This window comes from Bacillus sp. (in: firmicutes) (assembly GCF_031983925.1).
Taxonomy (GTDB): domain Bacteria; phylum Bacillota; class Bacilli; order Bacillales; family Bacillaceae_G; genus Bacillus_A; species Bacillus_A pacificus.
Genome location: NZ_DALYZR010000010.1, coordinates 118,810 through 141,992, shown reverse-complemented (window position 1 = coordinate 141,992; position 23,183 = coordinate 118,810). Strand labels below are relative to the sequence as shown.

25 protein-coding genes are annotated in these 23,183 nt (G+C 35.1%); 16 read left to right on the top strand and 9 right to left on the bottom strand.

Features of this window, described 5'->3' with window-relative positions; all coding sequences use genetic code 11:
• Positions 1-24 precede the first annotated feature (24 nt).
• Positions 25-747: a hypothetical protein gene (locus RTP99_RS22565; RefSeq protein ID WP_000746568.1), complete on the top strand. Its 723-nt coding sequence runs from the start codon at positions 25-27 to the stop codon at positions 745-747.
• A gap of 57 nt (positions 748-804) precedes the next feature.
• Here RTP99_RS22565 and RTP99_RS22560 read toward each other — a convergent pair whose 3' ends face one another.
• The 4 genes from RTP99_RS22560 to RTP99_RS22545 form a co-directional block, all read right to left on the bottom strand.
• The gene (locus tag RTP99_RS22560) at positions 805-2,049 is read right to left on the bottom strand and encodes an NAD(P)/FAD-dependent oxidoreductase (protein WP_001000578.1); all 1,245 of its coding nucleotides are present in this window, start codon (positions 2,047-2,049) and stop codon (positions 805-807) included.
• Positions 2,046-2,378, bottom strand: a complete 333-nt coding sequence (locus tag RTP99_RS22555) for a (2Fe-2S)-binding protein (protein ID WP_000087050.1) — start codon at positions 2,376-2,378, stop codon at positions 2,046-2,048. Before RTP99_RS22555 ends, RTP99_RS22560 begins: the two co-directional genes overlap by 4 nt.
• Complete coding sequence (locus RTP99_RS22550) at positions 2,375-2,647, bottom strand: (2Fe-2S)-binding protein (RefSeq protein WP_000182236.1); 273 nt, start codon at positions 2,645-2,647, stop codon at positions 2,375-2,377. Before RTP99_RS22550 ends, RTP99_RS22555 begins: the two co-directional genes overlap by 4 nt.
• A gap of 74 nt (positions 2,648-2,721) precedes the next feature.
• Positions 2,722-4,383, bottom strand: coding sequence for a sigma-54 interaction domain-containing protein (locus RTP99_RS22545; RefSeq protein ID WP_000885709.1), 1,662 nt, complete (start codon positions 4,381-4,383; stop codon positions 2,722-2,724).
• A gap of 180 nt (positions 4,384-4,563) precedes the next feature.
• Here RTP99_RS22545 and RTP99_RS22540 point away from each other — a divergent pair, with 180 nt between their 5' ends.
• From RTP99_RS22540 to RTP99_RS22510, 7 genes are all read left to right on the top strand, one after another.
• Positions 4,564-5,739: an NAD(P)/FAD-dependent oxidoreductase gene (locus RTP99_RS22540; RefSeq protein WP_046647342.1), complete on the top strand. Its 1,176-nt coding sequence runs from the start codon at positions 4,564-4,566 to the stop codon at positions 5,737-5,739.
• On the top strand, positions 5,736-6,773 hold the full coding sequence (locus tag RTP99_RS22535) for a proline racemase family protein (RefSeq protein ID WP_046647340.1): 1,038 nt from the start codon (positions 5,736-5,738) through the stop codon (positions 6,771-6,773). The genes RTP99_RS22540 and RTP99_RS22535 overlap by 4 nt, the downstream gene beginning before the upstream one ends.
• Entirely contained in the window at positions 6,770-7,711 is a 942-nt protein-coding gene (locus RTP99_RS22530; RefSeq protein WP_001025539.1) for a proline racemase family protein, read from the top strand. The genes RTP99_RS22535 and RTP99_RS22530 overlap by 4 nt, the downstream gene beginning before the upstream one ends.
• Positions 7,712-7,728: 17 nt before the next feature.
• Positions 7,729-8,625: a 4-hydroxy-tetrahydrodipicolinate synthase gene (dapA, locus tag RTP99_RS22525; protein ID WP_000789613.1), complete on the top strand. Its 897-nt coding sequence runs from the start codon at positions 7,729-7,731 to the stop codon at positions 8,623-8,625.
• Between the two features lie 18 nt (positions 8,626-8,643).
• The gene (locus tag RTP99_RS22520) at positions 8,644-10,128 is read left to right on the top strand and encodes an aldehyde dehydrogenase family protein (protein ID WP_000956379.1); all 1,485 of its coding nucleotides are present in this window, start codon (positions 8,644-8,646) and stop codon (positions 10,126-10,128) included.
• 130 nt (positions 10,129-10,258) lie between these two features.
• Positions 10,259-11,749 carry an alanine/glycine:cation symporter family protein gene (locus RTP99_RS22515; protein ID WP_000437003.1) on the top strand — a complete coding sequence of 497 codons (1,491 nt, stop codon included), beginning with the start codon at positions 10,259-10,261 and terminating at the stop codon, positions 11,747-11,749.
• A 31-nt stretch (positions 11,750-11,780) separates the two neighbouring features.
• The gene (locus tag RTP99_RS22510; protein ID WP_011040414.1) at positions 11,781-12,218 is read left to right on the top strand and encodes a carboxymuconolactone decarboxylase family protein; all 438 of its coding nucleotides are present in this window, start codon (positions 11,781-11,783) and stop codon (positions 12,216-12,218) included.
• Positions 12,219-12,357: 139 nt separating this feature from the next.
• On the opposite strand, the gene RTP99_RS22505 is transcribed toward RTP99_RS22510, so the two are convergent.
• Positions 12,358-12,654, bottom strand: coding sequence for a P-loop NTPase family protein (locus RTP99_RS22505; RefSeq protein ID WP_000398675.1), 297 nt, complete (start codon positions 12,652-12,654; stop codon positions 12,358-12,360).
• A 107-nt stretch (positions 12,655-12,761) separates the two neighbouring features.
• Between RTP99_RS22505 and RTP99_RS22500 the strand changes: the two genes are divergently transcribed.
• The 4 genes from RTP99_RS22500 (at position 12,762) to RTP99_RS22485 (ending at position 17,020) form a co-directional block, all read left to right on the top strand.
• Positions 12,762-13,265, top strand: a complete 504-nt coding sequence (locus RTP99_RS22500; protein WP_001180580.1) for a GNAT family N-acetyltransferase — start codon at positions 12,762-12,764, stop codon at positions 13,263-13,265.
• 197 nt (positions 13,266-13,462) lie between these two features.
• The gene (locus RTP99_RS22495) at positions 13,463-14,128 is read left to right on the top strand and encodes a lytic polysaccharide monooxygenase (protein WP_000850067.1); all 666 of its coding nucleotides are present in this window, start codon (positions 13,463-13,465) and stop codon (positions 14,126-14,128) included.
• Positions 14,129-14,339: 211 nt separating this feature from the next.
• Positions 14,340-15,269 carry a manganese-dependent inorganic pyrophosphatase gene (gene ppaC / locus RTP99_RS22490; protein ID WP_000416846.1) on the top strand — a complete coding sequence of 310 codons (930 nt, stop codon included), beginning with the start codon at positions 14,340-14,342 and terminating at the stop codon, positions 15,267-15,269.
• A 104-nt stretch (positions 15,270-15,373) separates the two neighbouring features.
• On the top strand, positions 15,374-17,020 hold the full coding sequence (locus RTP99_RS22485) for a M3 family oligoendopeptidase (protein WP_000931136.1): 1,647 nt from the start codon (positions 15,374-15,376) through the stop codon (positions 17,018-17,020).
• Positions 17,021-17,038: 18 nt separating this feature from the next.
• Here the strand turns inward: RTP99_RS22485 and RTP99_RS22480 are convergent, their stop codons facing one another.
• A complete protein-coding gene (locus tag RTP99_RS22480; RefSeq protein ID WP_000789868.1) occupies positions 17,039-17,236 on the bottom strand; it encodes a DUF4017 family protein in 198 nt (65 codons plus the stop codon).
• Positions 17,237-17,531: 295 nt separating this feature from the next.
• Between RTP99_RS22480 and RTP99_RS22475 the strand changes: the two genes are divergently transcribed.
• The 4 genes from RTP99_RS22475 to RTP99_RS22460 all read left to right on the top strand — a co-directional run bounded on the left by RTP99_RS22475 (position 17,532) and on the right by RTP99_RS22460 (position 20,597).
• The gene (locus RTP99_RS22475) at positions 17,532-17,981 is read left to right on the top strand and encodes a DUF6884 domain-containing protein (protein ID WP_000824888.1); all 450 of its coding nucleotides are present in this window, start codon (positions 17,532-17,534) and stop codon (positions 17,979-17,981) included.
• A gap of 240 nt (positions 17,982-18,221) precedes the next feature.
• Entirely contained in the window at positions 18,222-18,956 is a 735-nt protein-coding gene (locus RTP99_RS22470) for an N-acetylmuramoyl-L-alanine amidase (protein WP_000135295.1), read from the top strand.
• A gap of 425 nt (positions 18,957-19,381) precedes the next feature.
• The gene (locus tag RTP99_RS22465; RefSeq protein WP_000501816.1) at positions 19,382-20,212 is read left to right on the top strand and encodes a GH25 family lysozyme; all 831 of its coding nucleotides are present in this window, start codon (positions 19,382-19,384) and stop codon (positions 20,210-20,212) included.
• Between the two features lie 235 nt (positions 20,213-20,447).
• A complete protein-coding gene (locus tag RTP99_RS22460) occupies positions 20,448-20,597 on the top strand; it encodes a hypothetical protein (protein ID WP_000576893.1) in 150 nt (49 codons plus the stop codon).
• Here RTP99_RS22460 and RTP99_RS22455 read toward each other — a convergent pair whose 3' ends face one another.
• From RTP99_RS22455 to RTP99_RS22445, 3 genes are all read right to left on the bottom strand, one after another.
• Entirely contained in the window at positions 20,598-21,050 is a 453-nt protein-coding gene (locus tag RTP99_RS22455; protein WP_000877603.1) for a hypothetical protein, read from the bottom strand.
• 133 nt (positions 21,051-21,183) lie between these two features.
• The gene (locus tag RTP99_RS22450) at positions 21,184-21,540 is read right to left on the bottom strand and encodes a hypothetical protein (RefSeq protein ID WP_000606242.1); all 357 of its coding nucleotides are present in this window, start codon (positions 21,538-21,540) and stop codon (positions 21,184-21,186) included.
• A 128-nt stretch (positions 21,541-21,668) separates the two neighbouring features.
• Positions 21,669-22,292, bottom strand: coding sequence for a hypothetical protein (locus RTP99_RS22445; RefSeq protein WP_000283730.1), 624 nt, complete (start codon positions 22,290-22,292; stop codon positions 21,669-21,671).
• Positions 22,293-23,183: the final 891 nt, after the last annotated feature.

The window sequence follows — 23,183 nt, the reverse complement described above, 5'->3', positions numbered from 1 at the left end:
ATTTTATGTTAATAGGAGGATATTATGAAAAAGAGATTATTAGCAACAATAGCTACGGTATGTTTATCTTTAACTGCTTGTAATTCAACAGAAGAAACAAAGAATGTAAAGGCGAAAGAGAAAACAGAGAAGAGTGTAGAACAAAAAACTGACACAGCAAATCAAAAAGTTGAGGAAGTAAAATCAGCAAGTACAGTAGAACAGTTATCACAAGACCATAATGTGTCAATAGAAGGAGATGGTAAAAATTCTTCTGATTTCTTTGAGTTGAAAGCTGGTTTTGTAATTGCTGATGTAGAACATAAAGGGAAAAGTAATGCAATCCTTCATTTGAAAGATGAACAGGGAAATGATGCGGGAACACTTTCTAACTTTATTGGAAATGGTAAACAAAAAAAATTAGTTGTTATAAAAGAGAGTGGAAAGTATTTCATTGATGCACTAGCAGACGGACACTGGAGTGCTAATATGTCTCAATCTATTCCGATGGATAAAGTAGTGACGACTCCAGGGGCAGTAAGCGGGCATGGTAGTGATGTTGTATTTGTAAAGTTAGAAAAAGGTTTAAAAGAATTTCATGGGATACATAATAACGGGAAAAGTAATTTTATCGTTCATCTAAATGATAGTACTTTATTTAACGAAATCGGAAACGCTGATACTACGAAAAAAATGCCTGTAAAAGAAAATGGTATACATATATTTACTATTCAAGCTGATGGTGATTGGACAATTGAAGTGAAATAATTTGAAAAGCTCCTCTTATATTTTTGATAAGAAGAGCTTTTTTACAAATAAGTCTTATTAAAGAATTTCTTGTTGTTTATAGAAATCGTTATCATTTGTTTGGAATTTATGCCATAAATCATTCATCTTTCGTCTACCGATATCTACCATCGGATTAAACTGAATTGCAGCTTTCTGACGAACAAAGTGAACGTTTTGAATGGCGTGAGTTAATTGTTGGTCGACTATATCACGTTTTTCACTTGCATATTTAGCAATAGATAGACCTGCAACAGTTCCTTGTGCCATTGCAATCTTCCCGCTTTCAATGCCAGTTATATTACCGGCTACAAATAAACCAGGAAGAGGGGTTTCCATTGTTTCAGAATGGAGAGGAACGTGCCCGCCTAATTCCGGAATGTAACGGAATGGACAGCCAGCTACAGCAGCTAGCTCAGCAAGAGGATATAAGCCACCTGCAATACAAACGAAATCTGCCTCATATATTTGTTCCGATCCAGTGATGATGTTTCCTTTCGTATCAATATTAGCAATGCGTACACCTTCAACTTGATCTGTCCCGATAATTTCAAGAGCTGCTTTTCGAAGATGAAGAGGTGTACCGTTTATTTTCATACCGTTATTAGGGTAAAACTTTAATCCAGCTTGTTTCGCCCAATTATATTGCATCAATCGACTACCAATACGTAATAAAGGTGACGGGGCAAGGTGTGCAGCGTGTAAGAGAGAATTTAAAACTTCTTCTGGTTCACCAGCCTGTTGACTTAACTCACTTTTTTCAGGAAGTACGATATGTTCCACTTTAATTCCTGCCAATTGTAATTCATTCAAAATGGCAAATGACAATATGTTAGCACCAATAATGATTCCTTTTTTCCCAACTTGAACACGATGTACATTCGTCATAACTTGAGCTGCTCCAATTGACATCACCCCAGGAAGTGTCCAACCAGGAAGAGGGATAGAGTACTCAGCAGCGCCAGTAGCAAGTAAAACGAAAGGTGCTTCTAACGTACCGATATTCGTATGGACGAACCAAGAACTTTCATCTTTATCTAAATTATAGACGGAAATGCCACATCGAATATCAACTGAAAGAGATTGTGCTTCTTCGTGAAGGCGTTTGGATTCTTTTATCCCGTTCCACCATTCTCCAGTAGGTTCTTGATGTAATTGTCCTAACAATCTTCCGCCAGGCTTCATAAATTCATCAATAACAAGTACTTTTAGTCCAAAACGGGCACAAGAGATAGAGGCTGATAAACCCGCGGGGCCAGCACCGATAATAATGACATCGTTCATCGCTTTTTCACCATCTCTCTCACGATATTTGGATGTTGTTTACCACTAATAACAACCATACCGTTTTCTACAACAGTTAAGCATGCTCGTACGTTTGCTTGATTGTTTACTGTGACGCGGCATTCAGAACAATGTCCAATATTACAGTAAATACCTCGTGGCGTCCCGCTATCTTCATGCACTCTTAATGTTCTTATTCCGTTCGCAAGTAAAGCAGCTGCAATCGTTTCATGTTCATATGCTTCATATTGTTGACCGTTAAATTGAAAAGTGATGCGATTACTATTATGTAAACTCCCTAAAATAGGGTGATGTGTAATTCTACTCATTTACTTTCACCTACCGATCCAAAAGTAACTGCTCGTACCGGTGGTTGGTATTTCAATGGAATATCATTTGTAGTTACGCCTGGATTTGCATTTTCAACCATTCGATCTATCATCATTCTACATGTGCGGCCACCGCAAAAACCCATGCCAGCACGTGTTCTTAGTTTTAATTCTCTTGCCGAGCATTTATAATCAGCAATTGTCGATTGAAGTTGACCATATGTAACTTCTTCACATCGACAAACAATTAAGTGATCTTTATTCGTCATATGTATTCCTCCTCTAGTTCGATTTGCACAAATTATATAATGCAAAAACTATGCCAATATAGAGGAGGGAAGGTTTATTGTAACCCAAGCTTTTTTAAACGATTATATAAGGTGGCTCTCGTAACACCAAGTTGTTTTGCGCATTCTAATTTATTCCCATTTAAAATGCGTAAAGCCCTCTCAATGACTTTTTTCTCATGTTCCTCCATCTCTTCTTGCAAAGAGAGGATTGTATGATTGTTGCTGAGTAATAAGGAATGAGCCGCATGATTATCTAAAGTTTCGGTTGTATGAAATGGTAAATATTCTTGCTTTATAATACCGTCAGTCGCAAATACGACAAGTCTTTCAATAACGTTACGGAGCTCGCGAATATTACCTGGCCAATTGTAATGAAGCAGTTCATGCATAATGCTTGAAGGTAAGTCGCGAATGGGTCTGTTATAGTTAATTGAAAAATTGTTTAGGAAAGAATAGGTTAATTCAATAATATCTTCGCGTCTTTCGCGCAGCGGTGGAATATGCAAACTAACTACATTTAGGCGATAGTATAAATCTTCTCGGAACGTGCCTTTTCTCATTTCTTCTTGTAAATCACGATTGGTAGCAGCGATAATACGAAAGTCAATATGAATCTCTTTTTCTCCACCAACTCGGTAATATTTTCGTTCTTGTAGTACGCGTAAAAGCTTCACTTGCATATCTAGCGGCATTTCTCCAATTTCATCAAGAAATAATGTGCCGCCTTGGGCGAGCTCTATTTTACCTTTCTTACCTTTACTATTTGCACCAGAAAACGCCCCGCGCTCATACCCGAATAATTCGCTTTCAAATAACGCCTCTGGAATGGCACCACAGTTAATTGAAATAAAAGGTGCCTTCGCTGCCTCACTAGCTTCATGAATTGCTTTCGCAAATACTTCTTTTCCAACACCACTTTCACCGAGTATTAAAACGGTTGATTTCACCGAACAAACTTTTCTAGCTAATTGTATTGTTCTTTGTATAACAGGGCTCTTTCCATTCATCGCAAGAAAAGGATCTGATTCATCTTTATACTTTGCTACTTCTTGTTCTAAACGGTGCATTTCATGTGACATATTGAATAGTTTTTCATTTAATGCGACTTGATTTGTAACGTCAGTTTCTGAAACGACTGCTCCTATAATTTCACCGTTACAATAAACTGGATTTGAGTTAATTAATACGAACAAATCTGGACGAGGTTGATGGAACTGAGCGATTATACTTTTTCCGTCATGTAATGATTGCAAAATTTCCAAATCTTTATAGTCAAAAAAATGAGTGATAGGTTGCCCAATAATTTCATTATGCTTGACTGAAAAGATCTTTTCGGCGCCATCTGTCCAGGTGCAAACGCGTTCTTTATCATCGATGACTGTAACGGAAGAATCCGTTGTTTGTATTACGGTGTTATAAAAAGAATGGAGTTCATTGTATGACTTAACAAGAAACGGGATGATTTGCTGAGCTGTTATACAGCATATAGGCTCTTTATTTTCGTTCATTATGATAACCACTATTTCATTGGAAAACGCGTCAATTAAAGCGGTGAATGAATCATCTTCATATATTACTGCGCAGTTATATTTTTCTGTAGTAGAAGGGCGGTAATAATACTTTTCGTTAATTTGCTCAATATGTTGCAAGCAGTATGTATAATCAATGGATAAAATTTTTAGAAATTCTTTTATTGTGGGAAATGAGAATGCCATATTGTCCTCCTATTATGTATAAAAATTTTGACAGTGATAAAAAAATAATACACTTATTTACGATAAATTTAAAATATTTTTACAAATAAAAATATTATTTATAAAAATTGTATATATGTACAGTTGGCACGTCAATTGCATAAAAGAAAGTGAGAGCTTTAGGGGAAGGAGGAATATTTTGTGAGGCACTGCGACGTTTTAATAATTGGAGGCGGTATTATTGGCTGCTCGATCGCTTATTACACTTCGAAATACGGAAGAGACGTAACAATCATTGAAAAAGGAGAATTTGTCAGCGGGACGTCTTCACGGTGTGACGGAAATATTTTGGCTATTGATAAAGACCCAGGATTTGATAGTCAAATGTCGTTAGTAAGTCAAAAATTAGTAACGGATTTAAGTGAAGAGTTAGAGCACTCATTTGAATATAGGGCACCAGGAAGTATTCTCGTATGTGAGTCGGATGAAGAGATGGAAGCAGCGCAGCAATGGGTAAATCGTCAAAAAGAAGCTGGTTTACCATTTCGAATGCTTGATAGGCAAGATATAAGGGAAGAATCACCATTTTTCGCAGATGATTTATTAGGCGGGTTAGAATGCGCAACAGATTCGACTGTAAATCCGTATCTTCTTGCTTTTGCACTTCTTGCAGAATCGAAGAAATTTGGTACGAAAGCTTTTAATCATACGGAAGTAAAAGAAATGAAAAGAGATATAGACGGTTCATTTATTGTAGAAACGACAAATGGGACGTTTACTGCGAAGCAAGTGGTGAACGCAGCGGGTGTGTGGGCTCCGAAAATTGGACAAATGTTGGATGTAAATATCCCAATTGAACCGAGAAAAGGGCATATTATTGTAGCTTCAAGGCAACAACACGTTGGTTGCCGTAAAGTAATGGAATTTGGTTATTTAATTTCTAAATTTGGCGGACAACGAAAAGTGGATGCTTTAACTGAAAAATATGGGGTAGCCCTTGTATTTGAGCCGACAGAAAGCCAAAATTTTTTAATTGGTAGTAGTAGAGAATTTGTAGGGTTTCATACGAGGATAAATAACGAGGTTATTAAATGTATTGCGAACAGAGCAATTCGCTTTTATCCAAAAATGGTGGATATGATGGTGATTCGTTCCTATGCTGGGTTACGTCCGTGGACAGAAGACCATTTGCCAATCATTTCACGTGTGGAACATATCCCGAACTACTTTATAGCAGCAGGGCATGAAGGGGATGGCATTAGTCTTGCTGCAGTTACAGGAAAAGTGATTGAAGAGTTATTAAACGAAAAAGAAACAATCATTCCTATTGAACCACTTCGTTTGAGTCGTTTTACAGAAAGGGTGTTAAACGGATGAGGTCACAAAGAGTCTTTACGACGATTGATACACATACGGGCGGGAATCCAACGAGAACATTGATTAGCGGCCTGCCTAAGTTAATAGGAGAGACGATGGCAGAGAAGATGATACATATGAAAAAGGAGTATGACTGGATTCGTAAATTGTTAATGAATGAACCGCGTGGTCATGATGTAATGTCAGGAGCACTATTAACAGATCCGTGTCATCCTGAAGCAGATATTGGTGTTATTTACATAGAGACAGGTGGATATTTACCGATGTGTGGTCACGATACAATTGGTGTATGTACAGCTTTAATTGAATCAGGTTTCATTCCGGTAGTTGAACCGATTACCTCGCTAAAGTTAGACACACCAGCCGGATTAGTTGAAGTCGATATATTTGTTCAAGATGGAAAAGCGAAAGAAGTCTCCTTTTGTAACATTCCAGCTTTTTTACTGAAAAATATTACAGTAGACGTCGAAGACATTGGAACTGTAGAGGCTGATATTGCGTATGGAGGGAATTTTTATGCCATTATCGATGCGAAATCAGTAGGGTTAGAGTTAGTACCAGAAAATGCATCTACAATCATAGATAAGGCAATTCATATAAGAAATATCATCAATGAAAAATTTGAAATCATTCATCCAGAGCATTCGTTCATTAGAGGATTAACCCATGTTGAATTTTATACAGATCCTACTCATGAAAGCGCTCATGTGAAAAATACAGTTGTCGTTCCGCCTGGAGGAATTGATCGTTCTCCATGTGGTACAGGAACATCAGCAAAGTTAGCGGTATTATATGCGAACCAAAAAATTGAGATTGATGAAGAGTTTGTTCATGAGAGTATCGTTGGTTCTTTATTTAAAGGGTGTGTCATAAATACGACAAATGTTGAAAATATTGAAGCGGTCGTAACGAAAATTACAGGTTCAGCTTGGCTTATGGGGATGCATAGATTTTTTTACAATGAAAAGGATCCACTGAAAGAAGGCTTTTTGCTAATTCCGCCGATGGAACATGAAACGGAGGATGTAAAATGAACATTCAAAAAATGTATACAGCAGTAGACGTACACGTAAATGGCGAGGCATTCCGTGTAATAAAAGATGTACCATGCAAGTACTACTACAATTTAGAACAATTAAACGAACAATTTTCAGGTGAATTAGCAGAAGAAATGCAGCTTTTATTAAATGAACCGCGTGGTTTTATCGGTTTAAATGGATGTATCGTCGTTCCTTCTATTCATCCGGAAATCGATGCAGCTGTATTATTTTTTAATCATGAAGGGTCAATACCTCTTCATTACGGAGGTATTGTCGCAGTCATAACGATGTTACTAGAAAGCGGATATTTAAAAAAGAGAGAGACGAATCAATACAAAATCGAAACGTTATCTGGCATATTTTTAGTCCATGCGTATGTAGAAAATGATGAAGTTGTATCTGTTTCGTTTGAAAGTAAAGTATGTTATATGATTGAGAAAAATTTACAAGTTGAAAATATAAGTTACTCTCTCATACAGGCAGATAAAGTATACGCAGTTGTAGAAAAAGATGCGTATTCACCAGAAATTCATATTGAAAACATTTCTGAATTGAAAAAATGGGGAGAAAGTACACTACAAGCTATACAAAAACAGTCGTTAATAAAAAGGCTTATTTTAGTAGATTCTTCGCAAAAAGAAAAGAACCATATAAAGTCGATTACCTTTCATGAAGATAACTTTATCGTACGATCGCCAGGTTTTGTTTCTACTATTGTGTCTTATGTTCACGCGTTATTTAAAAATGATTATATAGCGGATAAACCTTTTATAAATGAAAGTATATGTAATAGTTTTATAGCAGTTGAAAAAGTGAAGAAGGAAGAACTGGTTTACATTTTCCGTTTTGAAAGTAGAGGTTTTATTACAGGGATGCAGACGTTTCTATTAGACTCTACAGATCCGTTTCCGACAGGATTTTTATTAAAATAGTAAAGGGAGAGATAAATATGAAAAATATTAAAGGGGCATTTCCAGTATTAATCACACCGATGGATGAGTTTCAAGAAATTAATTGGAACGGTGTAAAACAAAATGTAAACTACTTTATTGAGCAAAAAGTGGCTGGCATTATTATAAACGGAAGCACAGGAGAGTTTGTTAGTTTGTCAAAAGAAGAACGATTTAAAATGGTAGAAACAGTATTAAAAGAAGTGGATGGTCGTATTCCGGTTATTGTTGGAACTGCTGCGGAGACGACGAAAGAGACGATTGAATATACGAAACATGCAGAAGCGTATGGAGCGGATTGTGCATTAATTATAAATTCGTATTATTGTAAACCGAAAGAAGAGGAAATATATTTTCATTTTAAAGAAATTTCAAACGCTGTAAATATTCCAATTATGTTATACAATAACCCGTTTACATCTGGTGTTGATATGAGTACAGAACTCATGCTACGCATTGGAAAAGAGTGTGAAAATGTTACACATATTAAAGAATCTAGCGGAGATATTCGAAAAGCAAGAGATTTAGTAAGACAAGGCGAAGGTGCGTTTCAAGTATTCTGTGGATCTGAAGATTTAGTTATGGAATCTTATTTAGTTGGTGCGACGGGCTGGGTTTCAGTAGCAGGTAATATCGTACCGGGACTTGTTACGAAAATGTATGAGCATTTCCAAAATGGTGAATTAGAAAAAGCTTGGGAAATAAACGATGCGATTTTACCTCTTTGTGAGTTTCTTGAAAGGTCCGGAAAATATGTACAAATCGTTAAACGCTCAATGGAATTACACGGGCAAGCTGGAGGGCCTTCTCGCTATCCGAGACTCGGATTAACTGAAGAAGAGAATCAAAAGCTTCAAATGATTATTTCAAAAATTGCTGCTCATGCAGCTGTTTAAATAAGGAGGAGAGCATATATGTTAACGAAAAACATTGAACTAAAACCAAAAGTGAAAGCGTTTTTAAATGAAGAAATTAAAATGTTTATTAATGGTGAATTTGTTCCTTCCATTAGCGGGAAGACATTTGAGACATACAATCCAGCAACTGAAGATGTTTTAGCTGTTGTATGCGAAGCACAAGAAGAGGATATTAATGTCGCAGTAAAAGCGGCAAGATCTGCATTTGAATCAGGACCTTGGGCAGAAATGACTACTGCTGAAAGAGCACATCTTATTTATAAATTAGCAGACTTAATTGAAGAGCATGGAGAAGAATTGGCGCAGTTAGAAGCTTTAGATAACGGGAAACCATATCAAGTAGCACTGGATGATGATATTGCAGCGACTGTAGAAAATTACCGCTATTATGCGGGATGGGCTACGAAAATTATCGGGCAAACAATTCCGATTTCAAAAGATTACTTAAATTATACACGCCATGAACCTGTTGGGGTTGTAGGACAAATTATTCCTTGGAATTTTCCGCTCGTTATGTCTTCTTGGAAAATGGGAGCTGCACTAGCGACAGGTTGTACGATCGTATTAAAACCAGCAGAACAAACGCCTTTATCGTTATTATATACAGCGAAACTTTTTAAAGAAGCAGGTTTTCCAAAAGGTGTTGTAAACTTTGTGCCAGGTTTCGGCCCTGAAGCGGGAGCTGCAATTGTAAACCATCATGATATTGATAAGGTAGCCTTCACAGGTTCAACAGTTACAGGAAAATATATTATGCGTCAATCTGCAGAAACTATTAAACATGTAACGTTAGAACTTGGTGGTAAATCACCAAATATCATTTTAGAAGACGCTGATTTAGAAGAAGCGATTAACGGCGCATTCCAAGGTATTATGTATAATCACGGCCAAAATTGTAGTGCTGGATCTCGCGTGTTCGTTCACCGAAAACATTACGAAACAGTCGTAAATGAACTAGTAAAAATGGCGAATAACGTGAAACTTGGAGCAGGTATGGAGAAGGAAACAGAAATGGGTCCACTCGTATCTAAAAAGCAACAAGAGCGTGTACTACATTACATTGAACAAGGAAAAGCAGAAGGCGCTACTGTTGCTGCTGGTGGTGAACGTGCATTTGAAAAAGGTTATTTTGTACAGCCAACGGTATTCACAAATGTTACTGATGATATGACAATTGTGAAAGAAGAAATTTTTGGACCAGTTGTCGTTGTACTTCCATTTGATTCAACAGAAGAGGTAATCGAAAGAGCAAATCGCTCGTCATACGGACTCGCTGCAGGCGTATGGACACAAAATATTAAAACTGGACATCAAGTTGCCAATAAATTAAAGGCAGGAACAGTATGGATTAATGATTATAACTTAGAAAATGCAGCTGCACCATTTGGTGGGTTTAAACAATCTGGAATCGGTCGTGAGTTAGGTTCATATGCGCTTGATAATTACACAGAAGTGAAGAGTGTTTGGGTAAATATAAAGTAATAGAGAATCTAACTGTTAATAAATAGAGGAATGAAATAATGAGATAGGCGGACAACTGGAAGATTTAATAATAGTTGTCCGTTTTCTTATATATAAAATAGTTTTCAGAATAATGATAAGGGGGATTTGGATGGAGCAATTAGTAGAGTGGTTAGTAGGGCAAGTATGGAGTATTGGATTAGTTGTTTTCGCCTTAGGAGCAGGTGTGTATTTTACAATTGCAACTCGTTTTCTACAAATTCGTTATTTTAAAGAAATGATTAAACTATTATTTGAAGGGAAGAGCTCTGAGACGGGAATTTCATCCTTTCAAGCATTTTGTTTAGCGTTATCTGGTAGGGTTGGAATAGGTAATATTGCAGGGGTTGCGACAGCTATCGCTTTTGGCGGACCTGGAGCTGTATTTTGGATGTGGGTAATGGCACTATTAGGAGCAGCTAGTGCATTTGTTGAATCAACATTATCTCAAGTATATAAAAGTAAAGTTGGAAATGAATATCGCGGTGGTACACCATATTTCATTGAAAAAGGCTTGAAAATGAAATGGTTTGCAATCATTGTAGCAGTCGTTGTAACACTTTCATATGGCGTTTTATTACCAGGTATTCAATCTAGTAGTATCGCAGTGGGATTCGAAAACTCTAACGGTATTAGTAAATATATAACGGGTATATTGTTAGTCTTATTATTAGCAGCAATCATTTTTGGTGGCGTAAAGAGAATTGCAGGCGTTTCACAAATGCTGGTTCCATTTATGGCAATTGGATATGTAATTGTTACATGTATCGTATTAATTGCGAATGTAACGGAAATTCCAAGTATGTTTGCTTTAATTTTCTCTAGTGCTTTCGGTATAAATGAAATGTTTGGTGGAATCGTCGGTGCAGCAATTGCATGGGGCGTAAAGCGCGCTGTATTTTCAAATGTAGCTGGCGTTGGAGAAGCGACGTATAGCTCTGCTGCGGCTGAAGTATCTCACCCAGCAAAACAAGGGTTAGTTCAAGCATTTTCTGTATACATTGATACAATTGTCGTATGTACAGCGACAGCTCTTATGATTTTAATAACAGGTATGTATAATGTTATACCGGAAGGGAAAAGCGCTATTGTAAAAAATATAGGGAATGTTGATGCTGGCCCAATTTATACTCAACAAGCAGTTGAAACTGTTATGACTGGGTTTGGTCCATTATTCATTTCAATCGCAATCTTCTTCTTCGCTTTTACAACTTTACTCGCTTACTACTATATCGCTGAAACGACACTTACTTATTTAGATCGTGAGCTTAAACATAGTTGGTTAAAACCAGTTTTGAAAATTGGATTTTTAATTATGGTTTACATCGGTAGTGTAGAATCAGCATCGCTCTTATGGAATCTTGGAGATTTAGGAATCGGTAGTATGGCATGGTTAAACTTAATCGCGATTCTACTATTAAGCAAAATTGCATTAAAAGTGTTAAAAGATTATGAAGCACAGAAAAAAGAAGGGAAAGATCCAGTGTTTGATCCTAAAAATATAGGGATTGAAGGACTAACTTTTTGGGAAGAAAGAAGTAAAGAGATTGAAAGGAAAAACTATAAAGAACAATCAGTAGTGGATGATAGTCTGAAATTGTAGTTATAATAAACTGAATATTCATTCTTTTTAGGTGGCGTATATTGCCTTCTTTTCATCACATACTACAATAGGTACATATAATTGGAATGGAGGTAATAATAAAATGGCGCACGAACAACATAGTTCAGTAAATGACGTTCTACATCATTATAAAGAAGGTATCGGTAGTTTTACAAACCAAATTCCTGAAATTGCTGAAACATATAATGCATTCACGCAAGCTTGTTTTCAAGAGGGTTCTTTAACAAAAAGGGAAAAACAACTTATCGCATTAGGAATTAGTCTAGCAACGCAAGATGAATATTGTACCGTTTATCATACAAAAGGTTGTCTTGATCAAGGGTGTTCAGATAAAGAAATTCTGGAAGCGTGTGGTGTATCAGCAGCATTTGCTGGTGGAGCTGCAATGAGTCAAGCAGTAACTTTAGTACAAGAGTGTTTAACAGAACTGAAAAATCATAAGCATTGAATAGAAAAGAACGTTTTAAACTTTATGTTTAAAACGTTCTTTTACGTGAGATTAAATTTGAGTATGAAAATTAGCTTGTATGTGATGTAGCAAAGTAAGATTCTTAAATATAGTGGGAATGAGAAACAACTATTTATTTTTAAGATTTTCTAAAAAGTTTCAATTGTTTCATATAATCAATAGCTTTTGTTTTGTTTTTTTGATTACATACATATTTGAATTCATTCTTATCTCGATAATAACTATTCATTATTTCCTTTGTAAGAATTCCATCGGAAATAGCTTTTTTAATTGCGCAATGTGGTTCATTTGTATGAGAGCAGTTAGAAAATTTACAGTTCTTAGATATCGCTTCTATATCCTCATATCCAAGATCAAAGTCGTCCTTATGATGTATTAAGTCAAATCCTATTTTGCTAATGATTAATCCCTCCATCATTCATACATTCTAAAAGTATGCTCTATTTAAATATATATTTCCTTTTAGTATTCTGTTATTCCTTCTTTAAAACTTGGTACAATGAAACAAAAGGGGGATTAGTAATGCAAAATTTAGTAATTGAAGAGATTAAGAAAATAAATGATGATATGGAAGAGCTTTCTAAACTTTTGAAAACGGTTGTAAATGATGGGGCGTCAATTGGTTTTTTACCTCCACTGGATCAAAAAGAATCAGCGAAGTATTGGGAAACTGTTTTAGCACCAGAAGTGATCTTATATGTTGCTAAAATAAATAATGAAGTGGCAGGGAGTATTCAATTACATTTAGTTACAAAGCCTAATGGGATTCATAGAGCTGAAATTTGTAAGTTAATGACTCATCCAAACTTTAGACGTAATGGCATTGGACGTTCACTTATGCGCAAAGCAGAGGAACGAGCAAAGCAAGAAAATAGGTCTCTTTTAGTACTAGATACGAGAGAAGGAGATCCTTCGAATAAATTGTATAAATCATTAGATTATCAAGAAGCTGGAAAAATACCAGAATACGCAATTTCTCCAAATGGTAATTTAGATGCGACAGTTATTTATTATAAAGTTTTATAGCTATTATGCTCAAATTCAAATAACACCGTCAATATTTTTCTAGCTGTGCTATTTGAATTTGTTTAATATACGAATTGAATTTGAGAAAGTTTTTAGAGGGTTCTTTTCGTAATGTCCCTCGACTTATAATGGATGTAGAGAAGATGACTAGGCAACTATAGTTATTTTCGCTTTATTATGGGAAAGGGGATGACGAGATGAAAACGAAAGGTTTACAGAAGGTGAAGAAAGTTATATTAAGTGGTGGCATATTACTTACGGGATTGTTAACTTTCGGTTTTTCAGAAAAAGCTTCCGCTCATGGATATGTTGAATCACCAGCGAGCCGCTCTTATTTATGTAAGCAAGGGGTAAATGTAAATTGCGGTCCGATTCAATATGAACCGCAAAGTGTAGAAGGAATAGGTGGCTTCCCGCAATCAGGACCTTCGGATGGTCAAATCGCAGGAGCTGGCCATTTCCCTGCTTTAGATGTACAGACTGTAGATAGGTGGAAGAAAGTTACTTTAAACGGTGGGACGAATACATTCAAGTGGAAACTAACGGCTCCTCATAGTACGAAAGAGTGGAAATATTATATTACGAAGAAAGATTGGAATCCAAATAAGCCTTTAACGAGGTCTGATTTAGATTTAGTGCCTTTCTATGTGAAAAATGATGGAGGAGCTAGACCTGGAACTTCCGTAACACATGAAGCAAATGTGCCTACTGATAGAAATGGATATCACCTTATTTTAGCTGTGTGGGAAATTGCAGACACTGGGAATGCATTTTATCAAGTTATCGATGTTAACCTTGTAAATAATGGTTTGGCATCGAATTTTCCGCTAAATCATGTAGTGCAAGCTCCTAGCTTATTTTAAATAAAGTGAAACTTTAATCAGTGGGGGTCTTACTGCACATTAAAGCGGGATAAAATATACATTTCGATCATCTAATTCATTTTAGATGATCTTTTTTTACGAAAAACGATGAAAAATATAGAAGAAAGTGCAATTATTTATAAAAAATTATGCTTTAAATATTGTCATATTTGCTTCTTTAAGATATCCTTTTCATGAAGAGGTGGAAAACATGGAAAAAGTACTAGTTTTCGGGCATAAAAACCCAGATACAGATGCAATTTGTTCTGCAATTGCTTATGCAGAATTAAAAAAAGAATTAGGAATGAATGCTGAGCCTGTACGTTTAGGCGAAATCAGCGGTGAAACTCAATTTGCGTTAGACTATTTTAAAGTAGAAGGACCGCGTTTTGTTGAGACAGTTGCAAACGAAGTGGACAACGTTATTTTAGTTGACCATAACGAGCGTCAACAAAGTGCTAACGATATCGAATCTGTTCGTGTGTTAGAAGTTATTGACCATCACCGTATTGCTAACTTTGAAACAAGCGATCCTATTTACTACCGTTGTGAGCCAGTTGGTTGTACAGCTACAATTTTAAACAAGATGTACAAAGAAAACGGCATTACAATTCGTAAAGAAGTTGCAGGTTTAATGTTATCTGCAATCATTTCAGATTCTTTACTATTCAAATCTCCAACTTGCACAGAGCAAGACGTAGCAGCAGCTCGTGAACTAGCGGAAATCGCTGGTGTAGATGCTGATAACTACGGCTTAGAAATGTTAAAAGCTGGTGCTGACTTAAGCGGAAAAACAATGGAGCAATTAATCTCTCTTGACGCTAAAGAATTCCAAATGGGTAATGCGAAAGTTGAAATCGCACAAGTAAACGCTGTTGATACGAACGACGTTCTTGTACACCAAGCAGAACTTGAAAAAGTTATCTCTGCAGTAGTAGAAGAAAAAGGTTTAGACCTATTCTTGTTTGTTGTAACTGATATCTTAACAAATGATTCTGTCGGTCTTGCGATCGGTAACGCAGCAAACGTTGTTGAGAAAGCATACAACGTATCTCTAGAAAACAACACTGCTACATTAAAAGGTGTAGTATCTCGTAAAAAACAAATCGTACCAGTATTAACAGAAGCATTCCAAGCTTAATTTTATTGAGTACAGATAGAAAAGGACAAGTAGTCGGATTGGCTACTTGTCTTTTTCTATCTGCAGAAAACAGAAGATTCAATTTTTTAATAGGGGGTTTGTGTATGCTTAATGAATTTGAAAGTAAATTACAGTCACTTTTAGAGCGAAATATTACTTCTGTTTTAGAATTAGAAAGTTGGCTTTTCGATGAACTGTGTGTAACCGCTGAAGTAGAAGAGGAGATAACAAGTAGTTTAATCGCCACGTATAGAGATACAGATGACAGAAATATGCGTGATTTACATATGTATAATCAAAATACAATTCAACCACTTTTAAAAAGATACACTGCAAAATTTGACGAGAAATTTAGAGAGTGTCCGTTTTTCGACTTATTAGATGAGCAGAAATATGGATTTATGAAAAAAGCAAGATTTGTGAAGAGTAGAATGTTTAATGAAGAAAATATTGCTCTTTCTATTAAAGAGCAAGAGCTTATTACGAGGTATAGAGAAATAATGTCTAACATAACAATTAATTGGGAGGGAGAGCAAAAGACGTATGCATACGTTAAAGCACAGCTAGATAACTCTAATAGAGCTATTCGTGAAAAAGCTTGGTACGCTTTATGTGAAGCAAGAAGTGCAGTGAAGATGGAAATAGATTGTATTATGAATGAGCTCGTACAATTACGGAATGAGCTCGCTTTAAATGCAGGATTTCATAATTATAGTGAATATGCTTATAAACAAAAAAACAGAGATTATAACATTGAAGATTGCTATAAGCTCCATGAATCTATAGAAAAGTATGTTGTACCAATTTGGAAACAATTAGGGAGTATTTCTAAAAAGAATCTCGGTGTAAAAACGTATCGCCCTTGGGATCTTACTCCATGTAATATACTAAAAGCTCCATTTCAAAATGCCATTGATTTATTGGATGGGGTGGAAGAAATGTTTCGGAAGACAGATTTATATTTTTATGAGGAATTTATCCATATACGAAAAGCGGGATTAATTGATGTAGAAGAACGTGAAAATAAAGCACCAGGAGCTGCTTGTTTTACCTTGCCTCATAGTAAAGGGGTTTTTGTGTATTCTAATTTTAGTCCATCATTTTATGCGATTAACGCGCTCATACATGAAGTGGGACATGCATTTCATTTTTATAAACAATTTAAAAATGATAGTAGTATGCAGGAAAGGTATCTTCGTGAAGAGGTGGCTGAGCTTTATTCCCTCAGTCTTGAGTTACTAGTAATGGATAAGCTTACTATTTTTTACAAGCAAGAGGATGAATATAAAGAAGTGCAGCGCGTACAATTATATCGTGCTTTGTCTTTATTATTGTCGTCAATTGCAGGAGATGTATTCCAACATTGGATCTATACAAATCCAAACCATACACCAGAAGAGCGTGATAAGAAATACGCTGAACTATGCAAAAGGTATCAATATTCATCAGTCAATATTGACGGAATAGAAGATGAAATTGGTTCGAGTTGGGTAGAGTCATTTCACTTTGTTCAGTTTCCTTTTTATAAAATTGAATATGCAATTGCGCAAATAGGAGCAATGCAATTGTTTCAAATTTATCGAGAGGATCCAGAAAAAGCGATTACTTTCTTTAAAGAGGGAGCGAGTGCAGACTGGAACCTACCAATACAAGAAATATATGAAAAAACAGGTGTCACGTTTGATTTTTCGGAAGAAAGGATAGAAAGTACTGCAAGTGTAATTGTTGATCTGATTAATGAATTAAAATAAGGATAGCATTAGCTATCCTTATAGCTGTTTGTTCGTAGATTTTTTCTTGTTTATATAAAATGTAATAATAGCTGTAATGAGAAAAATAGGTATAGCATACGCTTGCCCAACAAACAACTTCCAGCCCACATGATTATAACCTTGAGATGCTGGAGCAATCATAGCGATTACGCAAACAATAATATAGAGTACTAGTGCAGGGAGTATATTTTTCATTTGTTCACCTCCTTCTAAAGATAAAATATTTTATCATTCATATATTTTAATTAATATTAAGAGCTTTGAAAAGTAAATGTACCATTATTTGTAGTATTATAATATTTACAAAAAGTGTACTATGTTTAAATAGGGCAATGGGATTTCAAATCTTAAAAAAGTGAATTATTAGTAAAAAAGATGGTCATATGGTAAAAGATGTAATTTTTATATTTAATATCATTATATAGCATGTTGAGGGCAAAATGTATAAAATAATTAACTTTACTTATGCAGAAGAAGAGGTAAGAAATATATGAAAAGGTTATGTATAATTCCATGCGGAAAGAAGAAAATTTGGGATAAGTATCCGGATTACGGGTCTATGGAGGCAAAAGATGTATATATTAGCCCGTTCGGAAAAGCGTGTCAGGCGTATGCAACGATGTTTTTTGAGAATTGGGTTATATTATCGGCGAAGCATGGATTTTTAAGGCCAAATGATATTGTACTAGAAAACTATGATCTTGCTTTTAATTCAAAGAGTGATGAGATTATTAGTATGGAACAATTAAAACAACAAATGATTGAAAAAGACTTGCTTCAGTTTGATGAAATCGTTTTACTTGCAGGCAAGAAGCATAAGAAAGTAGTAACACAATTATATCCAGAAGGAACCATAACGTATCCGTTAGCAGGTTGTAAAGGGATTGGGTATATGTTGCAGAGGTTGAAAGAGGCAGTGAAGGAAGAGGAGGAAATATAAGTATAGTTTCGGTCACCATGAGCTTAAACTGTTTTTAGGGAGCTAAAACGTAAAATAGAGTTTTTAAGCATCGCCAAAAAGGTGATGCTTTTTGTTCGTGTCACCACTTTTTATATCGAAAACGATTTGCCTTCACCTATAAAAAATGTAGGACGTATGGGGACAGTTAAGATTGTAAGAGGGAATAGCAATAAGACAAGTTTTGAATATGATATTAAGAAAGGAGATGTTGATAAGTAAATGGCCAGATATAGTTTGCACGGAGGACACAATAGTATTGTTCAAGGGGCTAATTTTGGGAATCGGAAAGAACACGTTCTAGATAGGCAAGTTAAAGATGCTGTGGCGACTAAGTTAAGATCCCTAGGACACACGGTTTATGACGATACGGACGAGGTAGGGACAACTCAATCACAAAATTTAAATAATATCATTCGGAATAGCAATTCCCATGCTGTGGATTTAGTTATTTCTTTTCATCTTAATGCAAGTGATGGAAATGGACAGGGTGTTGAGGTTTTGTATTATGATCAGAAAGATTTGGCAGCTAAAATATCAGCTCAACTAGCAAAAGATATTGGATGGCGTGATCGAGGTGCGAAACAACGTACAGATTTAGCGGTATTAAATGGAACGAAGGCACCGGCTATTCTTATTGAATTAGGATTTATTGATAATGAATCCGACATGGCAAAATGGAATGTTGATAAAATCGCTAATTCTATTGTATTTGCTCTTACAGGACAAACTGGAGGAGGTGCAACGGACTTGCTCAAAGTAAAAACTGGTGGTGTAGCATTTAGCAATTTACAAGCTTTGGCTCAGGCGATGGTTGATGCGGGTATTGATGGACAAATTGTCGTTCAGAAAGATGGCATTGGTTATGCTATAACGAATGGCTATCCGTCCGGAAATATCGATAAATTTACAGCTTGGTTAGATGCACGTAAATGGTACTATGAGTACTTGAGATAAAACGAAAATTAGTTTGATTAAAAACTAAAAATTGTCTTATTTTTAGTTAACAAGTATATTAAGTAATTAATAATTATGTAACTATAAATATGGATAATGTATATGTAAAGTAGTACACAAAACCACCTGTCAGAAAGGTGGTTTTGTGTATCCCGCTTTAATGGGCAGTAAAATTCATACCTCAAAATTCGGATGAAGCTAAGAAATTAGCTGGGAATTGCACTGCTTGTGGCCTCCTACTGATTATAGTTTAGAGCTTTGTAGGTCTTTACTTATTAAACCCGTAATAATATTTTATTTTCTCAATACATAAGCCGAATTTTAAATTATTACTAAATAATACAATACTTCTCATACTATTTATTAGATGATAATAGCAAAAAAACAAGCTTTGAATATAATAACGAAAAAGGAGATGTTAAATAATGGGTTGCATTGTAGATGTTTCGAAATGGAATGGCGACATTAACTGGGATATTGCAGCAACACAATTAGATTTTGTAATTGCACGTGTGCAAGATGGTTCAAATTATGTAGATCCTTTATATAAAAATTATGTACAAGCAATGAAAGTAAGAAATATTCCGTTTGGTAATTATGCGTTCTGTCGTTTCGTTTCAGTAGAGGATGCACGGATAGAAGCGAGAGACTTTTGGAACCGTGGTGATAAAAATGCAACAGTTTGGGTAGCTGACGTAGAAGTAAAAACAATGAACGATATGAGAGCAGGTACACAAGCCTTTATTGATGAATTACGAAGATTAGGAGCTAAGAAAGTCGGTTTATACATCGCTCATCATATGTATGCTCCATTTGGAATGGCAAATGTCAATTGTGATTTTGTATGGATTCCTCGTTATGGTGGTAACAAACCAGCCTACCCATGTGATATTTGGCAATACACAGAAACAGGGAATGTAGCAGGCATAGGAAAATGTGATTTAAATAAGTTAATGGGAAATAAACCGTTAGTTTGGTTTACTAATCAAACTGTTGAACAATCGACAAAACAAGAAGGAGTTGGAATTATAGTGAATAAATTTAGTAAAGTTGTTACGTATGAATTTGGTACAGCGTTAGTAGTAGAAATGTTAGGAATGATGGATGCTCTTGGGTATGAATCTCGTATTATCTCATATGGAGATAAACAAGGATTAGTTAGATTTGAAACAGCATATCGCCAAGGGAATGAATTAGATCGAGCGACAGCGTGGTTAGATGCTAAAGGACTTAAATATTTTTATACAAAAGAATAGTTTGCTAAATAAAAAGCCGTCATGTGACGGTTTTTTATTTTTATGTAATCTTTTAATTCTACTTATAATATGGAGAAAATAGACTAACAAACAAGCCATTGTATACTTTCAAACATAGAATATGATGCATTCTATCAAGGAGGAAGCATATTTATGAGAAATACTTGTCATTGTGGACATTTTTAAGATTGTAATAAATTTTGGGATGATTTGATGTTTAGGAGATGTAAACGTAATGATTTTCATGAGTGTTGTTGCAAAGAGAAACCGAAGTGTGAGTGTGAAAAATGTCATTGTAAAACAAAAGCGAAATGCCATTGTAGGCATGAAGAGGAAGGGTATTAATAATAAAAAAGAGTACGATACGTACTCTTTTTTGGGGTGATTATATTCCATCTTGAACAGATTTCTTTACAATTAACCATATGTCTTTCTTTTTAATCGTTATAGCTACATTAGTTCCATTAGATTCCTTATAAAAGATATATCCATTGTTTGAGTTTACATATGTGACTGGTTCGCCTATGCAATCTCGCGAGCAGGATTTGTTGACTAGTTCAATTAGGGAGAGTTCGCTTGGATCTGTTTTACTTGCTTTTATAACAGCATCAAGGTTCGTTTTTCGATAGCCTTGTAAGTTGATATGAAAAAACTGCTCTATTTCTCCTGCAATGCTAGTATTCATTACTTCTACTGAATTCTTTTTTTCTTGAAGAAATCCGTTTTTATAAAGTAATTTTGTATATCCAATCCATGCTATTAATACTAGCATGAAAAATATACCCGTCATTTTAAGCGTTCGTAGTCGTTTACTTACAATAGTTTCTGAGTATTTCATTCAGTCTAATCCTCCAATGTTTTTAATTTAAAATATGCTTGGATACATACTTTTAGAAGAGGATGAAATTTGATGAGTTTTCAATAAAAAAGAAAACATCCAGAGTTAGATGCTTTCTTTTTTGTATTTTTTGCTATCTGTTAGTTACTTGTTTCATAAGTGGTCTAATTTCTTTAACCGGTGGTTTTTTATCGTATACATCAACGTAAGAAAAATAATAATTTAAGTTTCTGAGAATTCCTTTTCCTATTTTAGCACTTAAGAAAGGAAAGACTTGTCCAGTATAATCATCAAGAGATTTACAGTAGTATTTTTCATCTAAATATATACTGTATTTACATGTTAGTTCTACTAGTGAGTTTCCTTCATCATCAATTACTTCCTTAGAATCAATAATGTCTATTAATGCGAATTTTTCATTTAGATAAACTTTCTTCTTTTTCTCATATTTATTTGTGAGTATAAATACGAGACCAATGGCGTTAATCAAACTGTTTCCTCCTATAAAAAACGGATATTAATAAAATATATCGATATACGTTAAATGTAAAGAGGACAGGTGAAATATCATTGATAGAAAGTTCAATAAGCCGATTTGGTTTTCAAATCGGCTTATTGTTATTGAAATACTTGCGGGAATTGCTTTACGATTGCGTTTGTTATCATGTCGGCCATTTCTAAAGCTTCTTTTTCAATTTTATCGTACAGTTTTACGCCTGCTTCATAATCTTTATTTAGGAATGCCAGTGCTTCTGCCTTAGTTAGTGCTAAATGTTCATAAAACATGTTTCTAAATGCTTCTTTATCAATATATGGGTTAATGCTAGTAAGAAATGCAACAATTTCATCTCCGTTAGCGTACCATTTTTCCCCTATAGCAGTAGCTGAATTTTGATCACCAGCTTTTGCTGCTTTAACAAGATCCGCTGCAATTACTAAGTGGTCTTTAATTAGTGCACTATATTTTTTTACAGCATCCTCACCATAGAATGGTTCAAGCGACAGTCCCATATGTGTTGCATTTTGAAGAAGCCGTCCAACTGTAATGTTTACGTCAGGTAAATTAAAAACAATACTTATAATAGCTAATCTCGTCCAAGCAACGTGTTGTTCCCATAAGGAACGCATATAACCTTTTAAAAAATTCTCGTTTTTGCTAATTCGGTAATTACGTACAGATGTATCAAACTGTACATAAGGGTTATGATAGGGGGAGTAATACGATTGCCAATAAGGATACATAAACGGTAACACTCCTTTGAACATGTATAACTCAAAGTATGATGGAAATTTATATTTAGTTACGTGTCCTCGCTTATTTTTAAAAATTGAGTGTTTTAATTGTGATATACAGATAAAACGAATATAAAGTAAAAGATGCTCTGCAAGGGAAGTTGCAGAGCATCAAAAGGGTATTGCCGAGATGTCGGACTCGACTACGTAATATTATCATAAAATTCGCTTAAAAAAACCTGGTAAATGTGTCCAAATGAAAGTGTATCTTTAATAAAGTCCAAGGGATCTGCTTCCCGCGGCAGATCCCTTGGACTAGATAATGTCGATGAGCAAAAACTCATCTGGAGTACTTTAATAGTAACAAGTGAAATTCGTTTTGTGTATTGAGAAAAAAAGATTTACTTTATTAAATGTTAAAAACTTATATTTTACTTCTTGCTATTATCATCATTTGTTGTGAGTGGAGTATGGTTATAAAATGGAGAAAAGATTTACAATCACATCTAAAAGTGTACTGAAATATATATAAATCAAAAAAGACCTGCACAAATAAGCAGGTCAACTTAAGGGGGGGATCAAACAGAATATTTCATATGTTAACAACTGTATTGTATTAAGTCTATAAGGTTCATATTGAGAAAATTATTATGAACGATCTATTTCGCACGTGTATTAACGTTTAAAAAGTTGAGAAAGAAAATGAAAAAGCTTTCTATAAGAAAATAATGGTTGGTACTTATAGTATGATTCATATTTCCACGCTTCATTATTTGAGAATTGGGGTTGGTTCGATACGCTTTTCTGTTTGATGAAACTAATATTATGGTGCTTCATATAGTAACCTCCTGAATTCATATGTATAAGATTAGTAGTATTCAAGGAGAATTAATAAAATGT